This is a genomic window from Candidatus Kurthia intestinigallinarum (assembly GCF_003991225.1).
Lineage (GTDB): Bacteria > Bacillota > Bacilli > Bacillales_A > Planococcaceae > Kurthia > Kurthia populi.
Map to the genome: position 1 here is coordinate 36874 of NZ_JTFC01000026.1, position 20816 is coordinate 57689.

A 20816-nucleotide genomic window follows, 5' to 3' on the forward strand; every position below is an offset into this window, starting at 1 on the left:
GAGTGACAATTATGAATCTTCGTGGTCAACTTGTAGATGAGCAAACACGCTGCGTCCACTATCATACATCAAAGGATATTATCGCTATCAAAATGAAATGCTGTCATACATATTATCCATGCTATCAATGTCATGAGGAGGAAGCAGATCACCCGATTACGCGATGGACAAAAGTGGAGTGGGATGAAAAAGCAATTCTTTGTGGGCGTTGTCATGAAGAATTGTCGATTGCGACCTATTTAGCACATGATACATGTCCACATTGTCACGCTGCATGGAACCCTCGTTGTGAGGGGCATTACCACTTGTATTTTGAAATGGAGGAATGACGATGAACACACGGATTACAGAGCTTTTTGGAATTCAACTACCGATTATTCAAGGCGGCCTAGCCTATCTGGCCTATGCTGATTTAGCGGCTGCGGTTTCAAATGCGGGCGGATTAGGTCAGGTTACGGCGTTAAGTTTACCTGATCCGGAAGCACTGCGACATGAAATTAAGCGTACGCGTTCACTGACGGATAAGCCTTTTGGTGTCAATTTTGCGATGGGGATGCACGGAACAGGTTATGAGGCGTTTATACAAGTAGCGATTGACGAGAAAGTGCCGGTTGTATCCATTACAGGTGGAAATCCCGCTACGGTTTTAGCGATGCTAGAAGGAACGGGTATTAAAAAGCTTGTACTTGTGGCGGGTGTGCGCCAAGCACAAAAGGCAGAGGAGCTTGGCGCCGATGCCGTCATCGTCGTAGGTCAAGAAGGCGGCGGCCATTTAGGACGTGATGACTTAGGCACAACGGTCCTTACACCACGCGTCGTTGATTCGGTTTCGATTCCTGTTATTGCTTCAGGTGGTTTAGCGGATGGTCGTGGTCTTGCGGCAGGACTTGCGCTCGGTGCGGAGGGTATTGAAATGGGTACGCGTTTTATTGCTACAAAGGAATGCGTCGATGCTTCGGACTATTACAAGCAACTTTTACTCGATAGCACAGAGCAAAATACTGTCGTCGTTAAACGTTCGATTGGTGGTCCTGCACGTGTTATTCATAATGCTTTTGCGGATGAAATTTTAGCCATTGAGCAACAGACACCGACCTATGAGGCATTAAAGGAACATATTAGCGGGCAAGCGAATCGCCGGTTAATCCATGATGGTGAGGAGAATGGTATGGCCTTTGCTGGACAGGTCATTGGCTTGATCGATGATGTGCCTACTGTGGCGGAATTATTTGCACGCATCGAAGCGGAATATAAAGCAGTAGTAACGCGTTTTTCAGAAATTTCAAAATAACACTTGCAATTCCTAGTGGATTACTTTAATATAAGTATCAACAACTAAATCACTTTCTTATCAAGAGCGTTGGAGGGACTGGCCCATTGAAGACGCAGCAACAGACATTTTGTACTGTGCTAATTCCTGTAGCATCATTTGCTAAAAGATGAGAAGAGAACGGCATCCCATTCGACACCAACCTCTTCTTATCGAGAAGAGGTTTTTTTGTTATTTAAATCGAAAGGGAGATGAGGTATGACAACCACACAGCAATCGATTCAACAGGCACTATCACTTTTAAAGGAGCGTACATGGGTGGATTTAACGCATAACTTTAGTGCCGATACCCCCCGCTTCAATGCCTTCTCGCCGCTTGAGAAGAAAACGTTATTCGATTATTCAGCAGGCTTTTTCGCACAACAATTTACCTTTGCAGGACAATATGGCACGCATATTGATGCGCCAGTTCATTTTGTTGAAGGCGGCCGCTATTTAAATGATATTACGTTAAAAGAGCTTGTATTACCGCTCGTTGTCATCGACGTTTCAACAGACGTCGCAAAAAATCCTGATTTTACGATTACCGTACGAGAAATCCTTTCATTTGAGGAACAGTACGGGGAAATCGATAGCGGCTCATTTGTCGCACTACGTACCGATTGGTCAAAGCGCATTGATGATAGCGAGGCATTTAATAATAAGGATGCAGACGATGTGGCTCATACGCCAGGCTGGTCTGTTGAAGCACTCCGTTTCTTATTTGAAGAGCGACACATTCGCGCAGTCGGTCATGAAACCTTTGATACGGATTCAAGTGAGGAATTTTATAAAAATAAAGCGCTCAAGGCAGAGCTTTATGTGTTACAGCAAGATGCTTATCAGATTGAATTGTTGACGAATTTAGATCAATTACCCGCAAAAGGCGCGGTCATATTCAATATCGTCGCAAAACCTGATAAAGCAACAGGATTTCCGGTACGCTCATTTGCGATACTACCGTAGCACTCATTCGTGCAAGACTCATTTGTCGCTAAAAAGAGGATGGATTTTTTCATCCTCTTTTTTATTTGCTTCATTTGAAATGAACGAAATCTTCAGGAAGCGGGTTTTGGCTACGACATACTTAAAAATATGTGCCAATTCAGGACAATGGTCCGGTAAAATTTAAAACGTTTACTAACGATACCGCGTAATCTGTCAACAAAAACTGTTATTCCACGCCATCGTCAAAAATCATTATTATTTTCAACGCCCGAAAAAGGGCATTTTACGCTAGAAAGGGGTCTCTAAGGGTTCATTTTGCATAAAAAAGTACCGTTTTAGAGCGCTTGAAATACTATACGAACGAGCATCTCACATTATTTATTCAAAAAACGACAATCCGTACTGTGTAGCTCATTTATGCAGCTTGCTATGTGTGGAAATGTCCCTTTTATGCCTTAAAATACATAAAAACCCCCGCTAGAGGACCGAAATATGCCTGTTTTTACAAATGACTTGTACAAACTAATAGTAGTTATCTGCTTAGCTTTAGTAATTCTATATGTTTTTTCGTCATTCAATCAAATGCTTATTACATTTATAGGTGCATACACATATGAATGACACTTATTAAAAAATATGTCGTAGCCAAAAACCGCTCCTTGGGCATCTGACGATTTTTTTGCGAACAAAAAAATGGTCCTGCAATGTTTGCAAGACCATTTATAACTTAAGCATGTTCGTGACGCAAGCGCTTTTCTTCTTTTAATTCAGCGACGAGGACATCATGCTGTTTCGGATCGTATTCGTTTTCCCATTTCGCAACAACAACGGTTGCTACCGAGTTACCGATAATATTTGTAATGGCACGTGCTTCTGACATGAAGCGGTCAACACCAATTAAAAGGGCAATTCCTGCGACTGGAATCATTGGGAATGCGGCAAGTGTTGCAGCAAGGGTAATAAAGCCAGAGCCGGTTACACCAGCAGCCCCTTTAGAAGTCACCATTAAAATCAGTAGTAAATAAAGTTGTTGCCAAATGGATAGATGTACATCATATACTTGTGCGATAAACATTGCGGCCATTGATAAATAAATGGCGGTACCATCTAAGTTAAACGAATAACCTGTTGGTACAACAAGACCGACAACTTGTTTTGAACAGCCGAAGCGTTCTAATTTTTTCATAATGAGTGGTAGGGCAGATTCAGATGAAGAAGTCCCTAAAACAATTAATAATTCATTTTTAATATAGCTCAGGAATTTGAAAATATTGACGTTTGCGGCATATCGTAATACGAGACCTAAAATGACGATAACGAATAATGCCATTGTAATGTATACGCCAAGCATTAATTTTCCTAAGTTCCATAATGAACCCATACCGAAGTTGCCGATTGTATAGGCCATTGCACCAAATGCAGCAAGTGGTGAGAATTTCATTACCATCCCAACAATTTTGAAGAAAATTTGAGAGGCTTGCTCGCATAATGTAATAACTTGTTTCACTGGATCACCGATAGAAGCGGCTGCAAGGCCGAAGAATACCGCACAGACAAGCACTGGTAGTAACTCACCGTTCGCAATTGCTCCAAAGAAGTTTTCTGGTAACACACTCATAACGAATGCTTGAATACCATGATCTTGATTTGCAGCAGCCTTTGTATATTCACTAATATCTGCACCACTTGATTTAAGTGCATCTGTATTAACACCAACACCTGGTTTAATAATATGGACTACGATAAAGCCAATCGCAAGTGAAATCGTAGACATCACTTCGAAATAAATAAGTGCCTTTAAGCCGATACTGCCGACTTTTTTCATATCACCCATGCTACCAATACCCGTCACTACCGTTAGGAAGATAATTGGTGCAATAAGCATTTTAATCAATTTAATGAAGATATCTGCTAAAATTTTCAGCTGTGCGCCAAAACTTGGAAAAATCGCCCCTACGATAATCCCTAGGATAATGGCCAGCACCACTTGAACCGTTAAGTTACGTAAGTTGACTCTTTTCATACGTACACCCCTTTGTATGTAGTTAATAAAACGCTTACAAGACCTAATGTAGTACGAATTTCTGTGCTTGTGAATATTGTGGTCATAATGGTTTTTTTGGTCTTTTTGGTCTTTTGACTTTTCTGACAATGAAATATCTTCTCAAACGACAAAAAACCGCGATAAAGAATAGAATCTACTCTTTATCGCGGTTATATAATAGATGGAAATAAAAAGAGCCTGTACCATAACAGACTCTTACATTCATTATTTTACAACTGGAACGGCAGGAATTGAATCAAGTAAAGACTTGTGATTTTCTTTTAGTTTCGCTGTTAAATCTTCAATGTTTGCTAATGCTTTTTGGCGCTCTGATTTTTGCTCAGAAAGCGTTGTGTTGATTGCTTTTTCCCATTCTGTTTGCGCATTACGGATGTAATCCACGACAGCGTGGTTCGGTTTCCAAGATAATTCTTGCGCTTGCTCTGTTGCTTCTTTTAACGTGTCGATCCACGTAGACAATTGTGCAGACTGTGCAGGTGTTGTGAATGCTTCAAATGAAGAAGTCACTTGTTTTTGCCAATCTTTAATCGCTTGGTTTGATTTTTCTTCGACATTCTTATAAGAAGTAAGTGCTTGATCGAATGCTGATTTTTGTGCAGCGAATGCTTCTACTGCGCGTTTTTCTGCATCTTCTTGCACCGTATTGATTGCCTTTACACTGTTTAACCAGTTGTCCCAAATAAGATCTACGCTTTTTGTTAATAGTTCGTTTGCCATGTTAAATTTCCTCCCTAATAGTGGTCATGTTTTTTTAAAGCATGAGCGGGGAGTCTTGGCTGCTAGTCGTTGGTGTCATCCGCTTCATCCGTCTTTTTACTAGCTGGCGTGCTAGGGAAAAGGAACGGATTGTACAATTTGAAGAAGTTCGTTAAGAGTTTTTGGTATTCGCCAAATGAACCGGCCCACAAGTCTAAGTAGCTCAGACCTTCTTCAGTAATGGCGTAAATACGCTTCGCTGGACCATTTTCCTCCGTATTCCACTCGGAAGTGACAAGCTCATCTTTTTCAAGCTGTCGTAAAATACGATAAAAATTTCCTCGGTCGACAGAATCAACACCGAATGTTGTCAGCTTTTCCATTAGCTCATATCCATAGGCGTTAATATCACGCAAATGGAGCAAGATGATGGGCACTAAAATGTTTTTTGGTGCGCCCATTTGTGGTTTTTTCGAATTCATTGCTATCACCTATCTTCAAATTACTTATAAGTGTAATTTACACCTATGTGCATTTTGTGTCAAGCATTTCAAAAAACTTTTTCCAAACAGTAAAATTAATTGAAATAATTGAAGATTATGGTAAAGTGAAAAATGTAAAACGATTTTATTGATAGAGGAGGAATTTACGTGACGAATCAAACATTTGATGCGTTCGGTATCTGGAAAGAGATGTACGACCGTACAGAGAGCGCATTCCGCGACTCGATTCAATCAACACTTGAACAACCCGCATTCGCAGAAGGGTTAGGGCAAGTACAAAAGCAATATTTACAATATCAAGGGCTTGTGAATGGCATGACAGAATCTTATTTAAAACAAGTAAACGTCCCATCACGCGACGAAATTGCGAGCATTGCTTCACTTGTTATTAATGTAGAGTCGAAGTTAATTGATTTAGAAGATCAATTAGACGTACAAGAGGATGCACATGATAGCCACGCAAAAGAAATTAAGCAGTTAAAAACAACGGTGAACCGTCTAGATAAGAAATTAGATACGGTCATTGAGTTATTAACGAAGCAAGTAGAGGCAAAAGCAGCTGCTACGCCAACACCAACACCAAAGGCGGTGCCGCAAAAGCCTCTGACACCAGCACCGAATGCACAAGTGAAAACAGCGGCAACACCTGCTGCAAAAAACACATCACAGACGAAAAAATAATATTCCTAAACGAATGTGTTACATTTTCATCAACATAGAGCCACTCCTAGAATAAATGAAGCCATTTGGATATCCTTTACTTTTCCGCTAAAGGATACTGAAACATACTACTTATTTTGATATTGGAGGTTTTGTTGTGAGTAATGGAGTACCAACAGCGTCGTTCGAACAATGGATCGAAGCGATGAAATTACCAGAAGAAGCCGTGTTGCCACAGGATTTAGAGAAGATTAAACGTTTTACAGAGGTTGTAACAACGGAATCAGACCCGCAAGTAGGTCAAACGCCGAAAGAAGTTATTTGGACAAAAAATAAGTCAAAATTATACCATTATGCACCACATGCGAAAAAGACGAATAAAGTGCCAATTTTATTCATCTACGCATTAATTAATCGCTCATATATTTTAGATTTATACCCAGGAAATAGCTTAATTGAGTACTTAGTAAACGATGGCCATGATGTGTACTTACTTGATTGGGGTACAGCCGGTCACGAGGATCGTCATATGAAAATTGACGATTATATCGTAGACTACATCCCACGCGCAGCGAAAAAAGTATTAAAAGATTCAGGCGCAAAGGAACTAACAATTTATGGGTACTGCATGGGCGGTACGATGTCGACGATTTTCACATCGCTTTATAATGACATTTTACCGATTAAAAATCTTGTTTTAATGACGTCACCAACAGACTTTGAAGACGCTGGTCTTTATACGAACTGGTTAAACAAAGACACATTCCAATTAGATAAAATGGTTGATACACTTGGGAATATTCCATTTGAAATGATTGACTATGGAAATCGCTTATTAAGCCCAATCTCTAACTCGCTTGGCACATATGTTGGTCTTGCAAGTCGTATCGAAAACGACAATGCCGTGTTAACGTGGAAGCTTATGCAAAAATGGTTAAACGATGGCGTACCATTCCCAGGGGAAGCTTATCGTCAGTGGATTCGCGACTTCTATCAAGAAAATAAACTCGTTAAAGGTGAACTAGCCGTTCGCGGTCAAGAAGTGAAGCTTTCAAATATTAAGGCGAACTTATTAAACATCTGCGCAACACGCGATAATATCGTACAGCCAGAGCAAATTAAGGCGCTAAACAAACAAGTTTCAAGTAAAGTAAACACACTTCACGAAGTACCAACAGGTCACGTGTCGGTATGTACAGGCCGCTATGCGCAGAAAGAGATTTATCCTTTCGTTAGCAAATGGCTAAAAGATCACTCGAAATAATCAAAAAACGCCTCCATCACTGCGATGATGTAGGCGTTTTTTGATGCAATTGTCGCTCGATTGCATCAAGGATGTCTCGATAGTCCTTTTGCTGAAATTCATGATAGAGTGGCTGTAATGTACGCTTCCAGCGAGCTTTTTCATGCGTGCTCAATGTGTAAAAATGCGTCCCATATGCTTTCATACGCTGTTCATCATCCATATTCATTTTGCGCGCTATTTTTTCATTCCAGGCGCTCGCTTCCTGCATTGATAGCGTAATAATGCCTTTTGATTCAGTTGACAGGCTATCCCAAAAGCGTTGATTCATCAATACACCGTAGCCTAAAATGCCATGGTTAGAGCGGGTAATATACGGCTCTTCCTTATAAAAGCTTTTGGAGTAAATATTCGATAATGTATTTTCCTGGACATCAATGGCCTCCTTAGAGATCACGCTATTGACCTCATCAAATGATACCGCCTGTGGTGTAGCACCAAGTAGCTTTGCCTGCATTGCAAGCACGTTGCTCGCCATGGTCCGCATTCGTTTGCTTTTAAAATCCGCTAATGTCTGAACAGGTGCGTCTTTTGCGATCATTTGCTTAAAGCCATTTTGCCAAAAGCCTAGTCCATGAATGCCTTGTTTCTCTAGCGCTTGACGCAATGTATCACCGACCTCGCTGCTTAAAACACGTGTAACATCTGTTTCATTCTCAAATAAAAACGGCAAATCAAGCACGCCCCATTCAGGCACATCGTTCGAAATTTTTGAATAGGTCGGCGCAATCATTTGCACATCATTATGCTGTAGGGCCGTCATTTCATTTTCGTCATTATATAGCATGCCATTTGGATAAAGCTCGACATGTATTTGTCCGCCAGATTTTTCCTCGACAAGTTCTTTAAAATAAAGTGCAGTGCGTCCCTTTGGTGTATTTTCAGCAACGACATGACTAAAATGAATCGTGATTTGCTCATCAAGTCCTTGCTGCTCGCTATCTCTATAGGTCGTTTGTTTTGAGAGATTCGGAATCGTAAAAATGCTGATAACGAGTAATAAAATAAGTACTGCTGATAAAATATATGTGCGCATCGCTTGCCTCCTGTTATACAGCCCTTATTTTACCATAGGAAACATGCTAAAATAGAGGCATTTAAGGGAGGCAATCACGAATGACTGATAAACGTGTATCCATGACGGGGAAAATTACCGCCTTAACCTTTTTTATTATCGTTTTTTCTTTTTTAATTTCAGGCCTTTTTATTATTAGTAATATTTTGAACTCTGAAGAGGAACGGATAACGGAGCAGGCGATGCTTGTGGCACAAACGGTTGGGAAACTACCTGAATTGCCAACGGTTTTAGAAAATGATGCCTTAACGAATCAGCAAAAGGCAACGAAACTCAAAAAAACGATACGTGATGTACGGACGACCAATAAGGCCGACTATATTGTCGTATTGACGATGGACGGGGTGCGTTTAAGCCACCCAAAGGAATCCCTTGTTGGTTTACGCTCGCAGTCCAATGACATAGAGGATGCCTTTACCGAGCATTATTACTCAACGACCGCAAAGGGAGACTTAGGGACCGTCGCACGTGCCTTTGTGCCAGTGATGAATACTATGCATGAGCAAGTAGGGGTGGTACTTGTTGGTTATAAACTACCAACATTTTTGGATATCGTCCATAATTTACGCGATGAGATTTTAGTTGCGACATGCTTATCGCTCTTATTTGGCGCATGGGGAGCGTTTTTACTAAGCCGTAGCATGAAGCGGGATTTACTCGATTATGAGCCGCACGAAATTGCGAAGCTCTATATTGAGCGTTCGGAAACTTTTAATGCGATGCATGAAGGGGTCATTGCGATTGATAATCATTTTATCGTGACGATTTTTAATACGAAAGCGAAGCAAATTTTAGGTGTCGATGAAGGGGATTTGATTGGGCAAAACATTTATGATATTTTGCCGGATTCGCGCTTGCCGGAGATTTTAGATTTTAATCAACCGATTTACAATAAGGAATTACTCATTAATCAGCATACCATTTTATCGAATCGTGTACCGATTGAAGTAGAAGGGGAGACAGTAGGGGCGATTGCTATTTTCCAAGATCGTACAGAGGTGAAAAAGCTTGCGGAGGAGCTGACGGGCGTAAAGGAATTTGTGCAGGCGCTACGTATTCAAAATCATGAACATAAAAATAAAATGCATACCGTAGCGGGACTCATGCAACTCGGCAATTACCGAGCTGCGTTGCAGTATATTCAAGGTGCCAAAAAAGAGCAAGACCAGCTACAGGATTTTTTGCATGAGCGCATTCAAAATCAAAATTTAGCTGGCTTATTATTAAGTAAGGTCAATCACGGCAAGGAGCTCGGCATTCTAGTCGAGATTGATGCACAGAGCTCGCTTGATTATTTACCGAAGGCGCTTGATTTTCATGATTTTGTCGTATTGCTCGGTAATTTAATCGAAAATAGCTTTGATGCACTACAATTAGCGGCACATGACGATAAAAAGTTATTCATCAGCATTGACCAAAACGATCAAGTAATGACGATTTTGGTCGAGGATAATGGTATTGGTATGAGCGAGGAACAAATAGCGCGTATATTCGATAATGGCTTTACGACGAAACATTCCAAAAATCATGGGATTGGGTTATATTTAATTCAAGATATTATTCAAAAGGCACAGGGAACAATTGATGTGGAAAGTACACCAAACGCCGGTACAAGTATTGTCGTGACGTTTGAGATGTAGGGGGTAGCAATGTTACGCGTATTATTAGTAGAAGATGATCCAATGGTTCGTCAAGTAAATCAACAATTTATTGAGAATGTGAAGGGCTTTCAAGTAATTGATACCGCACATGATGGGATCGAAGGGGTAGAGAAGGCAGCAATGTTAAAGCCAGACCTTGTTTTTATGGATGTGTATATGCCTAGACAAGACGGGGTAGAGAGCTTACGACAAATTCGGGCACGTGAACTTCCGGTTGATGTGATAACCGTGACGGCTGCTAATGACCGCGAAACCATCGAAAAGCTTGTGCATCTAGGCGTCTTTGATTATATTATGAAGCCTTTTTCATTTGAACGGATGAAGGAAGCGCTTGAAAATTATGCGCGCTATAAGCAAAAGTTTACTGCGAAGGATGCCTTATCCCAGCAGGAGCTTGATGCATTATTACATAAAACACAAGATGCAGCGCTATCTAAGGAACTTCCAAAAGGCTTGAATAAGGCAACACTTGATAAGATTGTTACTTATATCGGCACGCAGCAAGCAGCCATTTCAGCAGAGGAAGTGGCGCATGGTGTTGGGCTCGCACGGGTAACCGCACGTCGTTATTTAGATTTTTTAGAAAAGCAAAAGCGTGTAGTCATTGAGATTCAGTATGGCGGGATTGGACGGCCAGTGAATCAATATCGTTTATTATAGGAGGGTATGCATGCATGATACGATTTTAGCGTTAGAGCTTGCCTTATTGAAGCCGGAAGTACGCCGTTCAAGCAAGGCTTTACGTTTGTTTTTGGCAGATGATTTTTTTGAAATTGGTAGCTCAGGGAAGGTATTGTATCAGCAGGAACAAATAGAAGAAATAGTGCTTGGTGATGTCTGTATGACAATCGATAATTTTCACATAAAGCTGCTATCGGAGGACATTATACTTGCGACGTATCGCGTGTATAATGCGGTAAATGCACAGCATTCTTTACGAAGTTCGATTTGGAAGCGGGTAGATGGCCAGTGGAAAATGCATTTTCATCAAGGAACTCTTACGAATGCCTAGTCACTTTAAAATAGTATTTTTTTGATGTACTTTACGCAAAAGTACGGGTTTTTAATTTACTTAACGCAAAAAAATATCATTTTGACGAAAGGAGATGTCTTTGTCGTTATGCGCATCCGTCGGAAGGAACATTTGGAGCCAAGTGTGTATACGTTTCATATAGAAGCTGATAATGGGAAACTTTTATATACGGCGAAAAAGAGAACGGTCCTTTGGAAACGCCTCATTAATCATACATTTCAGTCGTTATTAAATGAGACGTATATGCTGTTTAAAGGAAAAACCTCGCCTTTTCCTTTAAACAGGAGAAGCAGCAGGTATGGATTAATGATAAGAAAATTGTGTATACAAAGAAAAACGGCGATAAGCATTTTTCTTGGCGATCAGGAGAGGACACGTATGAGTTTTTTTCAGGGTATCAGACGCTTGTTTATGTGAAGCATCAAGATGTCGTGCAGGAGCTACCATTTAGACGGATAGGTGAGTGGATTTCTATTGCGGATATTGTGATTGACGGAGCGGAGTATGATGACCTCGTGTGCATTTGCCTGCTATATATCAATGCCTTTTTTCAGCAAAATATTGGTGGGGAACTGTATACGAAGCCGTGGTACGAATAAAAAAAGCGTCTCGAATTAATTCGAGACGCTTTTTTTATTAAACATGAATCCACTGGTGCTGGCGTGCAAGGCGAATTGGTGATTTTTTAATCAGTTCATAAAAATCTTCTATATTATCATCATAATGCATCGCGACGATATAATGCTGCACTTCGCGTGGATAATAAGCAATTACTTCCTCAAATGTACTATGAGCACCATTTTTTGTGAAACTGATATCTTGTAAAATTAGACGTGTATTACGTGTAACAACCGATTTAAATGGACTATGCATCAAATTTTTAATATCAGAGCTATATAAAATTTGTGTACCGTCTGGCTGTGTAATGCGTGCGCCTGTGCTCAGCATATTTTTAATATGTAGGCCAGTCGTCGGTAATAATTCAATCGTAAATCCATTTACTTGATATGGTGTACGACCATCCAATAAAATAAATTCACAAAATTCCTCGATTTGTTGAAGCCCTAAACCAGGTGCTAGTACGGATAACACATCTTCATACATATCGCGAAGTATGTAGACTTTCGTCGTCAAATTTTCTTTGAGACGATGTGTAATGAGCTCCTCAAGACCACCAATATGGTCAAAATGACAATGTGAGATAAAAACATTGTGTAAATCAGCATATGGGATGCCAGCTTCCTTTAACGAAAAACGTAGGGATGTACCACAATCAACAAGAAAGGCTTCACCATCAAAATCAAATAAGAAATTGTTGTGGTAAAAACGTTTCGTAAAGGCGTTCCCAACACCAAGGGGGAAAATCTTCATATATAGACCAACTCCAACGACAAAAATTTATAAAAAAGACAATCGGCCATGTGAAAATCAATTTAATTATAATATACAATAAAACATATGAAATAAACATATGAAATTACTTCTATTTTTTCTAATTTTTATAACTTCCTATAATATATATTATGTAAACTAAAATAAAAGAACAGATGGTAGTATGTATATCGACCGCTCCCCATCCTTTTAAAGCCAGCGTCTTTATATTTTCCCTATCTGTACAACAATAACAATTGTTCAAACAATCTAATTCGCAGATCATTGCATACTATTTCTTCGCATATTATTTAGAAATTCATTCCTCCGCTTCTAAGGCTACTATTTTGAGCTTTCAACAAATACAAATCATATAATCACTAAAAAAAGTTAAAATGCTTAAATCCGTATGTTAAATCGCATATCACGCAATAATCGTTCGTCTTTATATCTCTTTAATAATCAAAATAATTCGATTCCCCTAAAACGAATCTCATTTTATTAAAAAGTATAAAATGAATGAATTTTCTTACATTTGACGTTATAAATAATCATTGTTATTATTTCTCTATTGTTTTTAAAAGAGAATAACCCTTGTATAATTTCAAGAATATGGCTTGAAAGTTTCTACCAGCTACCAATAATAGCTTGTCTACAAGGAATGGGATACTGTAATACGTTTATTTCATTTTGTAGAGAAACTTTGACTATGCCATAGTCAAAGTTTTTTTGTTTTTCCAAGAAAATAAATCGTTTATCGCATCCTATTCATCTTTAATCTGGCAAACAGGAGCTTAACACATGAAAAACTTTTTTAAATTTGCTGAACGCGGGACTTCTTACAAGCAGGAATCACTTGCCGGGATTACGACTTTCTTATCGATTGCGTACATTCTTGTCGTGAACCCGATTATCCTTAGCCAATCAGGCATGGACCAAGGTGCGGTATTCACAGCTACAGCATTAACCGCAATTATTGGTACCCTTTTAATGGGGATTTTAGCCAACTTCCCTATCGCCATTGCCCCAAGTATGGGCTTAAATTCATTCTTTACATTCTCGGTTTGTATCGGGATGGGCATTGACTGGCAAGTGACGTTAACAGGCGTCTTTATCGCCGGTATTATCTTTATGATCTTAAGCTTATTAAAAATCCGTGAAAAAATTATTAACATTATTCCATTGAATTTAAAATATGCGATTGCATCTGGTATTGGTTTCTTCATTACATTTATCGGTTTGAAAAATGGTGGTATTATTGTCGGAAATGAAGCAACTTTCGTTTCAATCGGTGACTTAACATCACCTATGACGATTTTAGCGATTGTTGGCCTAGTATTAACGGTTATTATGTTAGTACGCGGCATCAACGGTGGTATTTTCTATAGTATGGTCATCACAACTGTTCTTGGTATGATCTTTGGTTTAATCGACGTACCAAAATCAGTCATTGGCAGCATTCCTAGCTTAGAGCCAACATTTGGTGTTGTCTTTAACCACATGGACGAAATCTTTACTGTGAAAGTATTAGTTGTTATCTTCACTTTCTTAATTGTCGCATTCTTCGATACAGCGGGCGCGTTAATCGGTTTAACAAGCCAAGCAGGTATGATGAAGGACAATAAAATCCCGAACATCGGGAAAGGCTTAATCGCCGACTCTGCAGCGGGTGCGATTGGTGCAGTTCTTGGTACATCAACCCCTGCAACAAGCGTTGAATCATCTGCAGGGATTGCTGTTGGTGGACGAACAGGATTTACGGCTGTTGTCATTGCGATTTGTTTTGGTATCGCGCTATTCTTCTCACCAGTCATCAGTGTGATTTCTGTAGAAGTAACATCTGCTGCATTAATTATTGTCGGTGCCTTAATGGCCATGGAAATTCGTAAAATCGAATGGACAAAACTTGAAATTGTAATTCCAGCCTTCCTAACAATCATTATGATGCCACTTACATCAAGTGTTGCAATCGGTATTGGTATGGGCTTTGTGTTATACCCAATTTGTTTAATGGCCCAAAAACGCTTTAAAGAAATTCACCCAATTATGTATGTACTTTGTGTTCTATTCTTAGGATACTTTGCCTTTATTGTATAATTGGTTATGCAAGAGGCTGGGACATACGTATAAAAACAACCGTTCATATGAGCATAAGAAAAACCGGAACTGCGCTGTAGCGCGGTTCCGGTTTTTCGTTGCGAACGCTAAAAAAGGAAAATGCGTGTTTTGTCCCAGCCACTTTTTTTATTGCCACATCTAGTATTTGGATATTTGCGCACGAAAAGAGCTATTTATAGGTGAAATAATGGATATTTGCGTATTTTTGTCGAAAAATAGAGAAAAAAGTAATGTGACGCGCATTGACATTTCGCTCATTCCCCTTTATATTTCATTAAGTGAGAATAATTCTCAACAAATTACATAGTAAAAGAAAGGTTGCGCTCATATGAAAACAACAACAAAATCGTTGCTTATGCTCGTTATGGCTGCTTTATTCGCGCTTATTTTAGGTGCTTGTTCATCTAATAAAGATGCAGATGACAAAACAGCTGATAAAGAGTCAGGAGCTTCAAATGATACACAGTACCCAATCGAAATTAAACATGCATTAGGTACAACAACAATTGAGAAAAAACCGGAACGCGTTGCAACAATCGCTTGGGGTAACCAAGATGTAGCACTTGCATTAGGAACCGTTCCAGTAGGCTTCTCTGCCGCAAACTACGGTATTAAAGATAATGACACAGGGATGCTTCCTTGGACACAAGAAAAAGCGGAAGAACTAGGCGAGAAAAACCCAACGATTTACCAAGATACAGCGGGCTTAGATTTCGAAGCGATTGCGGATTCACAGCCAGATGTGATTTTAGCAGCTTACTCAGGTTTAACACAGGAAGATTACGATAAATTAAAGAAAATCGCTCCGGTTGTCGCCTATCAAGATCAGCCTTGGGTAACGTCATGGCGCGACATGATTAAATATGACGCCATGGCAATGGGCATGGAAAAAGAAGGCGAGCAATTAATCAAGGATACGGAAAAAACAATCCAAGATGCGGCTGCTAAATACCCTGATTTAAAAGACAAAAAAGCAGCATTCGTTGCATTTGATGCTACGGGCTTTTCTAAGTTCTACGTTTATACAACAGGCGACCCTCGCGGTGAAATGCTAGAAGAGCTAGGTATGAGCTATCCTGAAAGTGTAAAGGCGCAAATTAAAGATGATGCAAGTTTCTATGTTGAACTAAGCGCTGAAAATGCGGATGCGTTAAATGATGCAGACATCCTTGTCACATACGGTACAGATAAAACATTAAAAGCACTTCAAAAAGACCCGATTCTTGGAAAAGTACCTGCGATTAAAGCTGGTAACGTTGTGGTTATAGAAGACAATACACCACTTGCGGCTGCAGGAACACCAAGTCCTTTATCAATTCCTTATACAATTGATGAATATGCATCAAAAATTTCAGATGTGGCGAAAAACGTTAAATAATGACGACGCTACAACTTAAAAATAAGCAAATGCTGCTGCCAAAACACATTCTTTTGGTAAGCATGCTTTTGCTTATTTTGTTTCTCATAAGTATTGTGCTGTCGCTTGGATTCGGCTCACGTACGGTTAGCTTCGCGGGGATACTCGATGGTTTATTCCATCCCGAGGTCACATCGCATGAGGCAACCATTGTACGCCAGCGAATTGCACGGACGGTTTTCAGTTTAATGTGTGGTGCCGCGCTTGGCGTATCGGGTGCGTTAATGCAGGCCGTCACACGAAATCCAATTGCAGACCCGAGTATTTTAGGTGTCAATACGGGTGCTTCTTTATTCGTTGTCAGTGGCATGGCTTTTTTAAGTATAAATAGCGCGAGTAGCTATATTTGGCTGGCTATCATCGGGGCCATTTTAACAGCGATTTTCGTCTTTAGTATCGGCTCGATGGGTGCAAGTGGTGCAACGCCACTGAAGCTCGTATTAGCAGGTGCCGCGACAAGTGCGATTTTATCATCGCTCGTAACGGCGATTATGATTCCACGTACGAATGTTATGGATAAATTCCGCTTCTGGCAAGTCGGTAGTGTCGGCTCAGGTACATGGGATACTGTGCAATTATTTATTCCATTTCTAGTTATTGGCCTGATTATCGCTCTGTGTACAGCGCCCGGCCTTAATGCCCTTGCACTTGGTGATGAAGTCGCAACAGGGCTTGGCGTCCGTACTGGCTCGTTACGACTAATCGCGTCCTTTGCGGGGGTTGTATTATGTGGTGCTGCCACAGCGCTTGCAGGACCAATTGGCTTTATTGGCCTATTAGCGACCCATTTAGTACGCCTTGTTATTGGTGCAGATATCCGCTTCATTATGCCACTTGCAGCGTTGACCGGAGCGAGTGTCTTAACGATTGCCGATGTATGTGGCCGCTTCCTCGGAAGTCCTGGTGAATTAGAGGTTGGGATTTTGACAGCCTTTATCGGTGCCCCTATTTTAATTTTAATTACAATGAAAGCGAAGATGCGTGCCTTATGATCAATCCAACGATTCAATCCATGATAACTGCTCGTAAAAAACGCCGTATGCGATTTATACTTATCACAGCAGTGCTCACCCTACTATCGCTTAGCCTTGCTTGTGCAATGATGATGCTTGGTCATACGATTTACCCTGTACAAGACATTATCCGTGTATTAATGGGTGAAACGGTACCCGGTGCCTCTTTTGCGATTACGGAAATTCGTCTACCACGCACACTTGCGGGTCTGTTCGCAGGCTTTGCATTTGGTGTTGGGGGGTATATTTTTCAAACGATGCTCCGCAATCCCCTCGCCAATCCAGATGTCATTGGCGTAACAGCCGGTTCTAGCGCATCGGCTGTATTTTGCATTATTGTACTGCATGCGAGTCATTTTACGGTTTCGATAGCCTCAATTGTCGGGGGCCTTGTGACGGTGTGCATTATTTACGTATTATCGAAAAAAAATGCCTTTTCGATTGGGCGTTTAATTTTAATCGGTATCGGCATTCAAGCAATGCTTAACGCCGCCATTTCGTATATTATGTTGATCGGAAAAACGAATGATTTACCAACAGCACTTGTCTGGTTAAGCGGCAGTCTAAATAACGCCTCAATGCCAATGATTCTTACGTTACTGCTATGCATTATTTGTGTAATGCCCTTTATTTTGTATTGTTCAAAGCAATTAGAAATGCTAGAACTTGGAGAGCAAGCAGCCACAGCACTTGGTGTGAATACGAATAAAACGCGTATTATCCTTATCTTTTGTGCCGTATGCATGATTGCACTTGCGACCGCAACAACGGGGCCGATTGCCTTTGTAGCGTTTCTTGCTGGACCAATCGCACAGCGTCTTGTAGGTTTTGGGTTTTCTAATATTATACCTGCGGGGCTTATTGGCATTATACTCGTGCTTGGTGCAGACTTGATTGGTCAATTCGCCTTTGAAACACGGTATCCCGTTGGTGTTATTACAGGTATTGTTGGTGCACCGTATTTGATTTATTTATTAATTCGCATCAATCGAAAGGGTGATATTTAGTGACAACACATACATTTCAAACAGAAAATCTGCAAGCTGGATACGACAATAAAACGATTTTAGAAAATATCACACTAGCCATTCCATCAAATCAAATAAGTATTATTATCGGTGCAAATGGCTGTGGGAAATCGACGTTATTAAAAACAATGGCTCGACTAATTAAACCGTTTCAAGGACAGGTGCTACTAGATAGTCAATCCATTCATGATATCGCCCCAAAACAGTTAGCTAAAACAGTCGGACTACTACCACAGTCCCCTATTGTTCCAGAAGGTATTACAGTAGCTGATTTAGTCGGACGAGGTCGCTTTCCACATCAAACACTTTTTAAAGGCTGGTCCACAAAAGACTACGAAGCGGTTGCTGAAGCACTGGAGATGATGAATATTACCGAATTTGCTGATCGTAATATCGATGAGCTCTCTGGTGGCCAGCGTCAGCGTGTATGGATTGCGATGGCGCTCGCTCAACAAACCGACATTTTATTTTTAGACGAACCAACCACCTATTTAGACATTACGTATCAAGTAGAAATTCTCGATTTATTAACGGACCTCAATCAAAAATACGGGACAACGATTGTTATGGTACTCCATGATATTAACCTATCCGCACGCTATGCTGATTATTTATTTGCGGTAAAAGAAGGTCAATTAATTGCAGAAGGAGCGCCTAAAGATATTGTGACGAGTGCCTTAATAAAGGACATCTTTTCACTCGATTGTCAGGTGATTGCAGATCCTGTGTCACAAACACCTCTCATCATTCCGATTGGTCGTCATCACATATAAAAAAGAAGGGCTCACGCATTAACATGAGCCCTTCTTTTTTTGTTTTTGACTACATCATGCAGTACTTTTTTAATTATCGCTTAAGAAGCCCCGTATGATACACTAATCCTTGCAGCATCTTCGCTGACTCCTTCACCGAAGGGAGGTGCGTTGCTATGACGAAACATTACCCATCACGTCTTGAAAAGGCTCAAGCGAAACGGCAAAAGGAACGTAGTGGAAAACTAGCCATTTTCCGCTATGCAGCTGACATTTTTCGTGCAGTTGATACAGTGTATCGCCTTTTCCGTATGATGCTGTAACAGTGTACCATCTAGTCTAGCCAACTAGGTGGTTTTTTGCGCATAAAAAAACGACCAGGAGCCACCTAGTCGTCTACGTCGCTATGATTACCCATCACGCGTACTTCTATTACTAGCATACGAGAATTAATACGAAAATGCAACTGTGACCTACCTATTTGTATCCAGCTTACGGGGGAAGCGCATCTCGTAAATTCAAAATCGACAAAATAATGCATGAAAAGAGCATTTTTTAACAAATTCATAAAAATGCTGTTTTTCGCATGATGGAACATATGTTCTTTTTCGCTTTTTCGAGAGTGCTTCTGTATAATAAGGAAGACTACATAATTGAAAGGTTTTGAGAACATGTCAAACGTTGAAAAATTACTTTCTAGCGCGCGCGATCTAATGCATCAAGCTCGTTTGAATCAAGCGATTAATATGTGTACAGCAGCCATTAAAGAAGAGCCGGGTAATAGCCAAATTTACCGTCTGCTTGGCGAGATTTCTTACTTAATGGAAAATAAAAATTTAGCGATTGCGGCGTATTTATCAGCGCTTCATATCGAAATTGCGAAAGTGGAGCATTACGGCTTAACGGAGCAAACGTTACCGATGTATGAACGCATTCCAGATGATTTAAAGGCACAACTCCCTGTCAAAGGCGCATTCCTACTTTATTACGATACGAATACGTTACGTAATCTAGCACATGCGGTCGCTGATTTTGACGAAAATGCCCTACAAGAAGAGGCACAGCTGCGTTTATACAAACAGCTATATCGTTATGGTCTAATGGAAAGCACTGAAAGCTATAATGCCTTACTCGCAGAAAACGACTTATCACATGCTGATTATCAGGAAGCGGAAGAGTCATTTTATATTCCAATCGGTAATGAGCTCGCACAGGCATGGTTACGCTTTGATGAAATTGGGAGCTTAGATGTCGGTCGCCTGTATTTCGGTACAGAACCTAGTCAAAAAGAGCAACAAGCACCGAAAACAGATGAAGATTTAGAAACGGTTAATAAATTATATGGCACACTCTTTAGCCAACTCATGCAATTCGTTGATCCAGATAGCGTCCAAAAGGAATATACAGCGCTACTTACGGGTGAAAAGATGACGATGACTGGTAATGAAGCGGTATATGAGCATTCATTACTACAAAAAATGGCGTCATTAACAGCGAAGCAAGGGATGCTATTAGAGCTTTTAAAAGAGCTTGTTCGTTCAAAAGAGGCGTATACAACAGAAGCACTTGATGAAAAAATGACTGCTGCTGAAAAACAAAGCATGTCATCATACAATCAAGTCATTCCAATGCTAAAACAAATGTATCAGGGCACTGAACAAGAACGTATTACGCAGTTAGAGCGCGATTATAAATTGTATTCATTCACAAACAGCTTACTGATGGACCTCGTGATGCTATTAAATGACAATAGCGCACTCTTAACACGTCTAGCGATTGTTACACCAGAAGTAAATGCGAATATCGTCCAGCAATATTGCGGGTATTATTTAAGCGAAATGTTCCCTGCCTAATAAAAAAGAAC

At 40.3% G+C, this 20816-nt stretch carries 21 protein-coding genes and 2 riboswitches; of the genes, 16 read left to right on the forward strand and 5 right to left on the reverse strand.

The window, feature by feature from the left end; translation table 11 throughout:
* Positions 1-11: 11 nt before the first annotated feature.
* The 3 genes from QI30_RS06185 to QI30_RS06195 all read left to right on the forward strand — a co-directional run bounded on the left by QI30_RS06185 (position 12) and on the right by QI30_RS06195 (position 2275).
* Positions 12-329, forward strand: coding sequence for a CHY zinc finger protein (locus QI30_RS06185; protein WP_126990060.1), 318 nt, complete (start codon positions 12-14; stop codon positions 327-329).
* Positions 326-1291, forward strand: a complete 966-nt coding sequence (locus tag QI30_RS06190) for an NAD(P)H-dependent flavin oxidoreductase (protein WP_126990061.1) — start codon at positions 326-328, stop codon at positions 1289-1291. Before QI30_RS06185 ends, QI30_RS06190 begins: the two co-directional genes overlap by 4 nt.
* Before the next feature lie 54 nt (positions 1292-1345).
* Positions 1346-1446: riboswitch (SAM riboswitch) on the forward strand.
* An 82-nt stretch (positions 1447-1528) separates the two neighbouring features.
* Complete coding sequence (locus QI30_RS06195) at positions 1529-2275, forward strand: cyclase family protein (RefSeq protein ID WP_126990062.1); 747 nt, start codon at positions 1529-1531, stop codon at positions 2273-2275.
* 709 nt (positions 2276-2984) lie between these two features.
* Here QI30_RS06195 and QI30_RS06200 read toward each other — a convergent pair.
* The 3 genes from QI30_RS06200 to phaQ all read right to left on the reverse strand — a co-directional run bounded on the left by QI30_RS06200 (position 2985) and on the right by phaQ (position 5500).
* Positions 2985-4280, reverse strand: coding sequence for a dicarboxylate/amino acid:cation symporter (locus QI30_RS06200; protein WP_126990063.1), 1296 nt, complete (start codon positions 4278-4280; stop codon positions 2985-2987).
* Between the two features lie 246 nt (positions 4281-4526).
* A complete protein-coding gene (locus QI30_RS06205) occupies positions 4527-5039 on the reverse strand; it encodes a PhaP protein (RefSeq protein ID WP_126990064.1) in 513 nt (170 codons plus the stop codon).
* A gap of 62 nt (positions 5040-5101) precedes the next feature.
* A complete protein-coding gene (gene phaQ / locus QI30_RS06210; RefSeq protein ID WP_126990065.1) occupies positions 5102-5500 on the reverse strand; it encodes a poly-beta-hydroxybutyrate-responsive repressor in 399 nt (132 codons plus the stop codon).
* 168 nt (positions 5501-5668) lie between these two features.
* Between phaQ and QI30_RS06215 the strand changes: the two genes are divergently transcribed.
* Together QI30_RS06215 and phaC are read left to right on the forward strand one after the other, a co-directional pair.
* Complete coding sequence (locus QI30_RS06215) at positions 5669-6202, forward strand: polyhydroxyalkanoate biosynthesis repressor PhaR (protein ID WP_126990066.1); 534 nt, start codon at positions 5669-5671, stop codon at positions 6200-6202.
* 136 nt (positions 6203-6338) lie between these two features.
* The gene (gene phaC, locus QI30_RS06220) at positions 6339-7445 is read left to right on the forward strand and encodes a class III poly(R)-hydroxyalkanoic acid synthase subunit PhaC (protein WP_233600537.1); all 1107 of its coding nucleotides are present in this window, start codon (positions 6339-6341) and stop codon (positions 7443-7445) included.
* Between the two features lie 16 nt (positions 7446-7461).
* Here the strand turns inward: phaC and QI30_RS06225 are convergent, their stop codons facing one another.
* Complete coding sequence (locus QI30_RS06225; RefSeq protein WP_126990067.1) at positions 7462-8520, reverse strand: DctP family TRAP transporter solute-binding subunit; 1059 nt, start codon at positions 8518-8520, stop codon at positions 7462-7464.
* 80 nt (positions 8521-8600) lie between these two features.
* Between QI30_RS06225 and QI30_RS06230 the strand changes: the two genes are divergently transcribed.
* The 4 genes from QI30_RS06230 to QI30_RS06245 all read left to right on the forward strand — a co-directional run bounded on the left by QI30_RS06230 (position 8601) and on the right by QI30_RS06245 (position 11852).
* Complete coding sequence (locus QI30_RS06230; protein WP_126990068.1) at positions 8601-10199, forward strand: ATP-binding protein; 1599 nt, start codon at positions 8601-8603, stop codon at positions 10197-10199.
* A gap of 9 nt (positions 10200-10208) precedes the next feature.
* Positions 10209-10880: a response regulator gene (locus QI30_RS06235; RefSeq protein ID WP_126990069.1), complete on the forward strand. Its 672-nt coding sequence runs from the start codon at positions 10209-10211 to the stop codon at positions 10878-10880.
* A 10-nt stretch (positions 10881-10890) separates the two neighbouring features.
* A complete protein-coding gene (locus QI30_RS06240; protein ID WP_126990070.1) occupies positions 10891-11232 on the forward strand; it encodes a DUF4440 domain-containing protein in 342 nt (113 codons plus the stop codon).
* Between the two features lie 341 nt (positions 11233-11573).
* Positions 11574-11852, forward strand: a complete 279-nt coding sequence (locus QI30_RS06245) for a hypothetical protein (protein ID WP_126990071.1) — start codon at positions 11574-11576, stop codon at positions 11850-11852.
* A 37-nt stretch (positions 11853-11889) separates the two neighbouring features.
* Here QI30_RS06245 and QI30_RS06250 read toward each other — a convergent pair whose 3' ends face one another.
* Positions 11890-12624 (reverse strand): MBL fold metallo-hydrolase, encoded by a 735-nt coding sequence (locus QI30_RS06250; protein ID WP_126990072.1) that lies wholly within the window; start codon positions 12622-12624, stop codon positions 11890-11892.
* 574 nt (positions 12625-13198) lie between these two features.
* A riboswitch (purine riboswitch) is annotated at positions 13199-13299 on the forward strand.
* A 126-nt stretch (positions 13300-13425) separates the two neighbouring features.
* Here QI30_RS06250 and QI30_RS06255 point away from each other — a divergent pair.
* The 7 genes from QI30_RS06255 to QI30_RS06280 all read left to right on the forward strand — a co-directional run bounded on the left by QI30_RS06255 (position 13426) and on the right by QI30_RS06280 (position 20805).
* Complete coding sequence (locus QI30_RS06255) at positions 13426-14721, forward strand: NCS2 family permease (protein WP_126990073.1); 1296 nt, start codon at positions 13426-13428, stop codon at positions 14719-14721.
* A 349-nt stretch (positions 14722-15070) separates the two neighbouring features.
* Positions 15071-16120, forward strand: a complete 1050-nt coding sequence (locus QI30_RS06260) for an iron-siderophore ABC transporter substrate-binding protein (protein WP_126990074.1) — start codon at positions 15071-15073, stop codon at positions 16118-16120.
* A 62-nt stretch (positions 16121-16182) separates the two neighbouring features.
* Complete coding sequence (locus tag QI30_RS06265; RefSeq protein ID WP_370323600.1) at positions 16183-17151, forward strand: FecCD family ABC transporter permease; 969 nt, start codon at positions 16183-16185, stop codon at positions 17149-17151.
* The gene (locus QI30_RS06270) at positions 17148-18179 is read left to right on the forward strand and encodes a FecCD family ABC transporter permease (protein ID WP_126990075.1); all 1032 of its coding nucleotides are present in this window, start codon (positions 17148-17150) and stop codon (positions 18177-18179) included. Before QI30_RS06265 ends, QI30_RS06270 begins: the two co-directional genes overlap by 4 nt.
* A complete protein-coding gene (locus tag QI30_RS06275; RefSeq protein WP_126990076.1) occupies positions 18179-18973 on the forward strand; it encodes an ABC transporter ATP-binding protein in 795 nt (264 codons plus the stop codon). The genes QI30_RS06270 and QI30_RS06275 overlap by 1 nt, the downstream gene beginning before the upstream one ends.
* A 155-nt stretch (positions 18974-19128) precedes the next feature.
* Entirely contained in the window at positions 19129-19275 is a 147-nt protein-coding gene (locus tag QI30_RS20355) for a hypothetical protein (RefSeq protein WP_158620974.1), read from the forward strand.
* A gap of 348 nt (positions 19276-19623) precedes the next feature.
* Positions 19624-20805 (forward strand): hypothetical protein, encoded by a 1182-nt coding sequence (locus QI30_RS06280; RefSeq protein ID WP_126990077.1) that lies wholly within the window; start codon positions 19624-19626, stop codon positions 20803-20805.
* The last annotated feature ends 11 nt before the right edge of the window (positions 20806-20816 follow it).

Excerpts from the sequence above, each read along its gene's own strand:
- QI30_RS06260 (WP_126990074.1), top strand. The coding sequence starts at position 15,071 with ATGAAAACAACAACAAAATCGTTGCTTATGCTCGTTATGGCTGCTTTA.
- QI30_RS06280 (WP_126990077.1), top strand. The coding sequence starts at position 19,624 with ATGTCAAACGTTGAAAAATTACTTTCTAGCGCGCGCGATCTAATGCAT.
- QI30_RS06200 (WP_126990063.1), bottom strand. The coding sequence starts at position 4,280 with ATGAAAAGAGTCAACTTACGTAACTTAACGGTTCAAGTGGTGCTGGCC.
- QI30_RS06190 (WP_126990061.1), top strand. The coding sequence starts at position 326 with ATGACGATGAACACACGGATTACAGAGCTTTTTGGAATTCAACTACCG.
- QI30_RS06235 (WP_126990069.1), top strand. The coding sequence starts at position 10,209 with ATGTTACGCGTATTATTAGTAGAAGATGATCCAATGGTTCGTCAAGTA.
- QI30_RS06240 (WP_126990070.1), top strand. The coding sequence starts at position 10,891 with ATGCATGATACGATTTTAGCGTTAGAGCTTGCCTTATTGAAGCCGGAA.
- QI30_RS06230 (WP_126990068.1), top strand. The coding sequence starts at position 8,601 with ATGACTGATAAACGTGTATCCATGACGGGGAAAATTACCGCCTTAACC.
- QI30_RS20355 (WP_158620974.1), top strand. The coding sequence starts at position 19,129 with ATGACGAAACATTACCCATCACGTCTTGAAAAGGCTCAAGCGAAACGG.
- QI30_RS06255 (WP_126990073.1), top strand. The coding sequence starts at position 13,426 with ATGAAAAACTTTTTTAAATTTGCTGAACGCGGGACTTCTTACAAGCAG.
- QI30_RS06265 (WP_370323600.1), top strand. The coding sequence starts at position 16,183 with ATGCTTTTGCTTATTTTGTTTCTCATAAGTATTGTGCTGTCGCTTGGA.
- QI30_RS06185 (WP_126990060.1), top strand. The coding sequence starts at position 12 with ATGAATCTTCGTGGTCAACTTGTAGATGAGCAAACACGCTGCGTCCAC.
- QI30_RS06225 (WP_126990067.1), bottom strand. The coding sequence starts at position 8,520 with ATGCGCACATATATTTTATCAGCAGTACTTATTTTATTACTCGTTATC.
- QI30_RS06250 (WP_126990072.1), bottom strand. The coding sequence starts at position 12,624 with ATGAAGATTTTCCCCCTTGGTGTTGGGAACGCCTTTACGAAACGTTTT.
- QI30_RS06205 (WP_126990064.1), bottom strand. The coding sequence starts at position 5,039 with ATGGCAAACGAACTATTAACAAAAAGCGTAGATCTTATTTGGGACAAC.
- phaQ (WP_126990065.1), bottom strand. The coding sequence starts at position 5,500 with ATGAATTCGAAAAAACCACAAATGGGCGCACCAAAAAACATTTTAGTG.
- QI30_RS06195 (WP_126990062.1), top strand. The coding sequence starts at position 1,529 with ATGACAACCACACAGCAATCGATTCAACAGGCACTATCACTTTTAAAG.
- QI30_RS06270 (WP_126990075.1), top strand. The coding sequence starts at position 17,148 with ATGATCAATCCAACGATTCAATCCATGATAACTGCTCGTAAAAAACGC.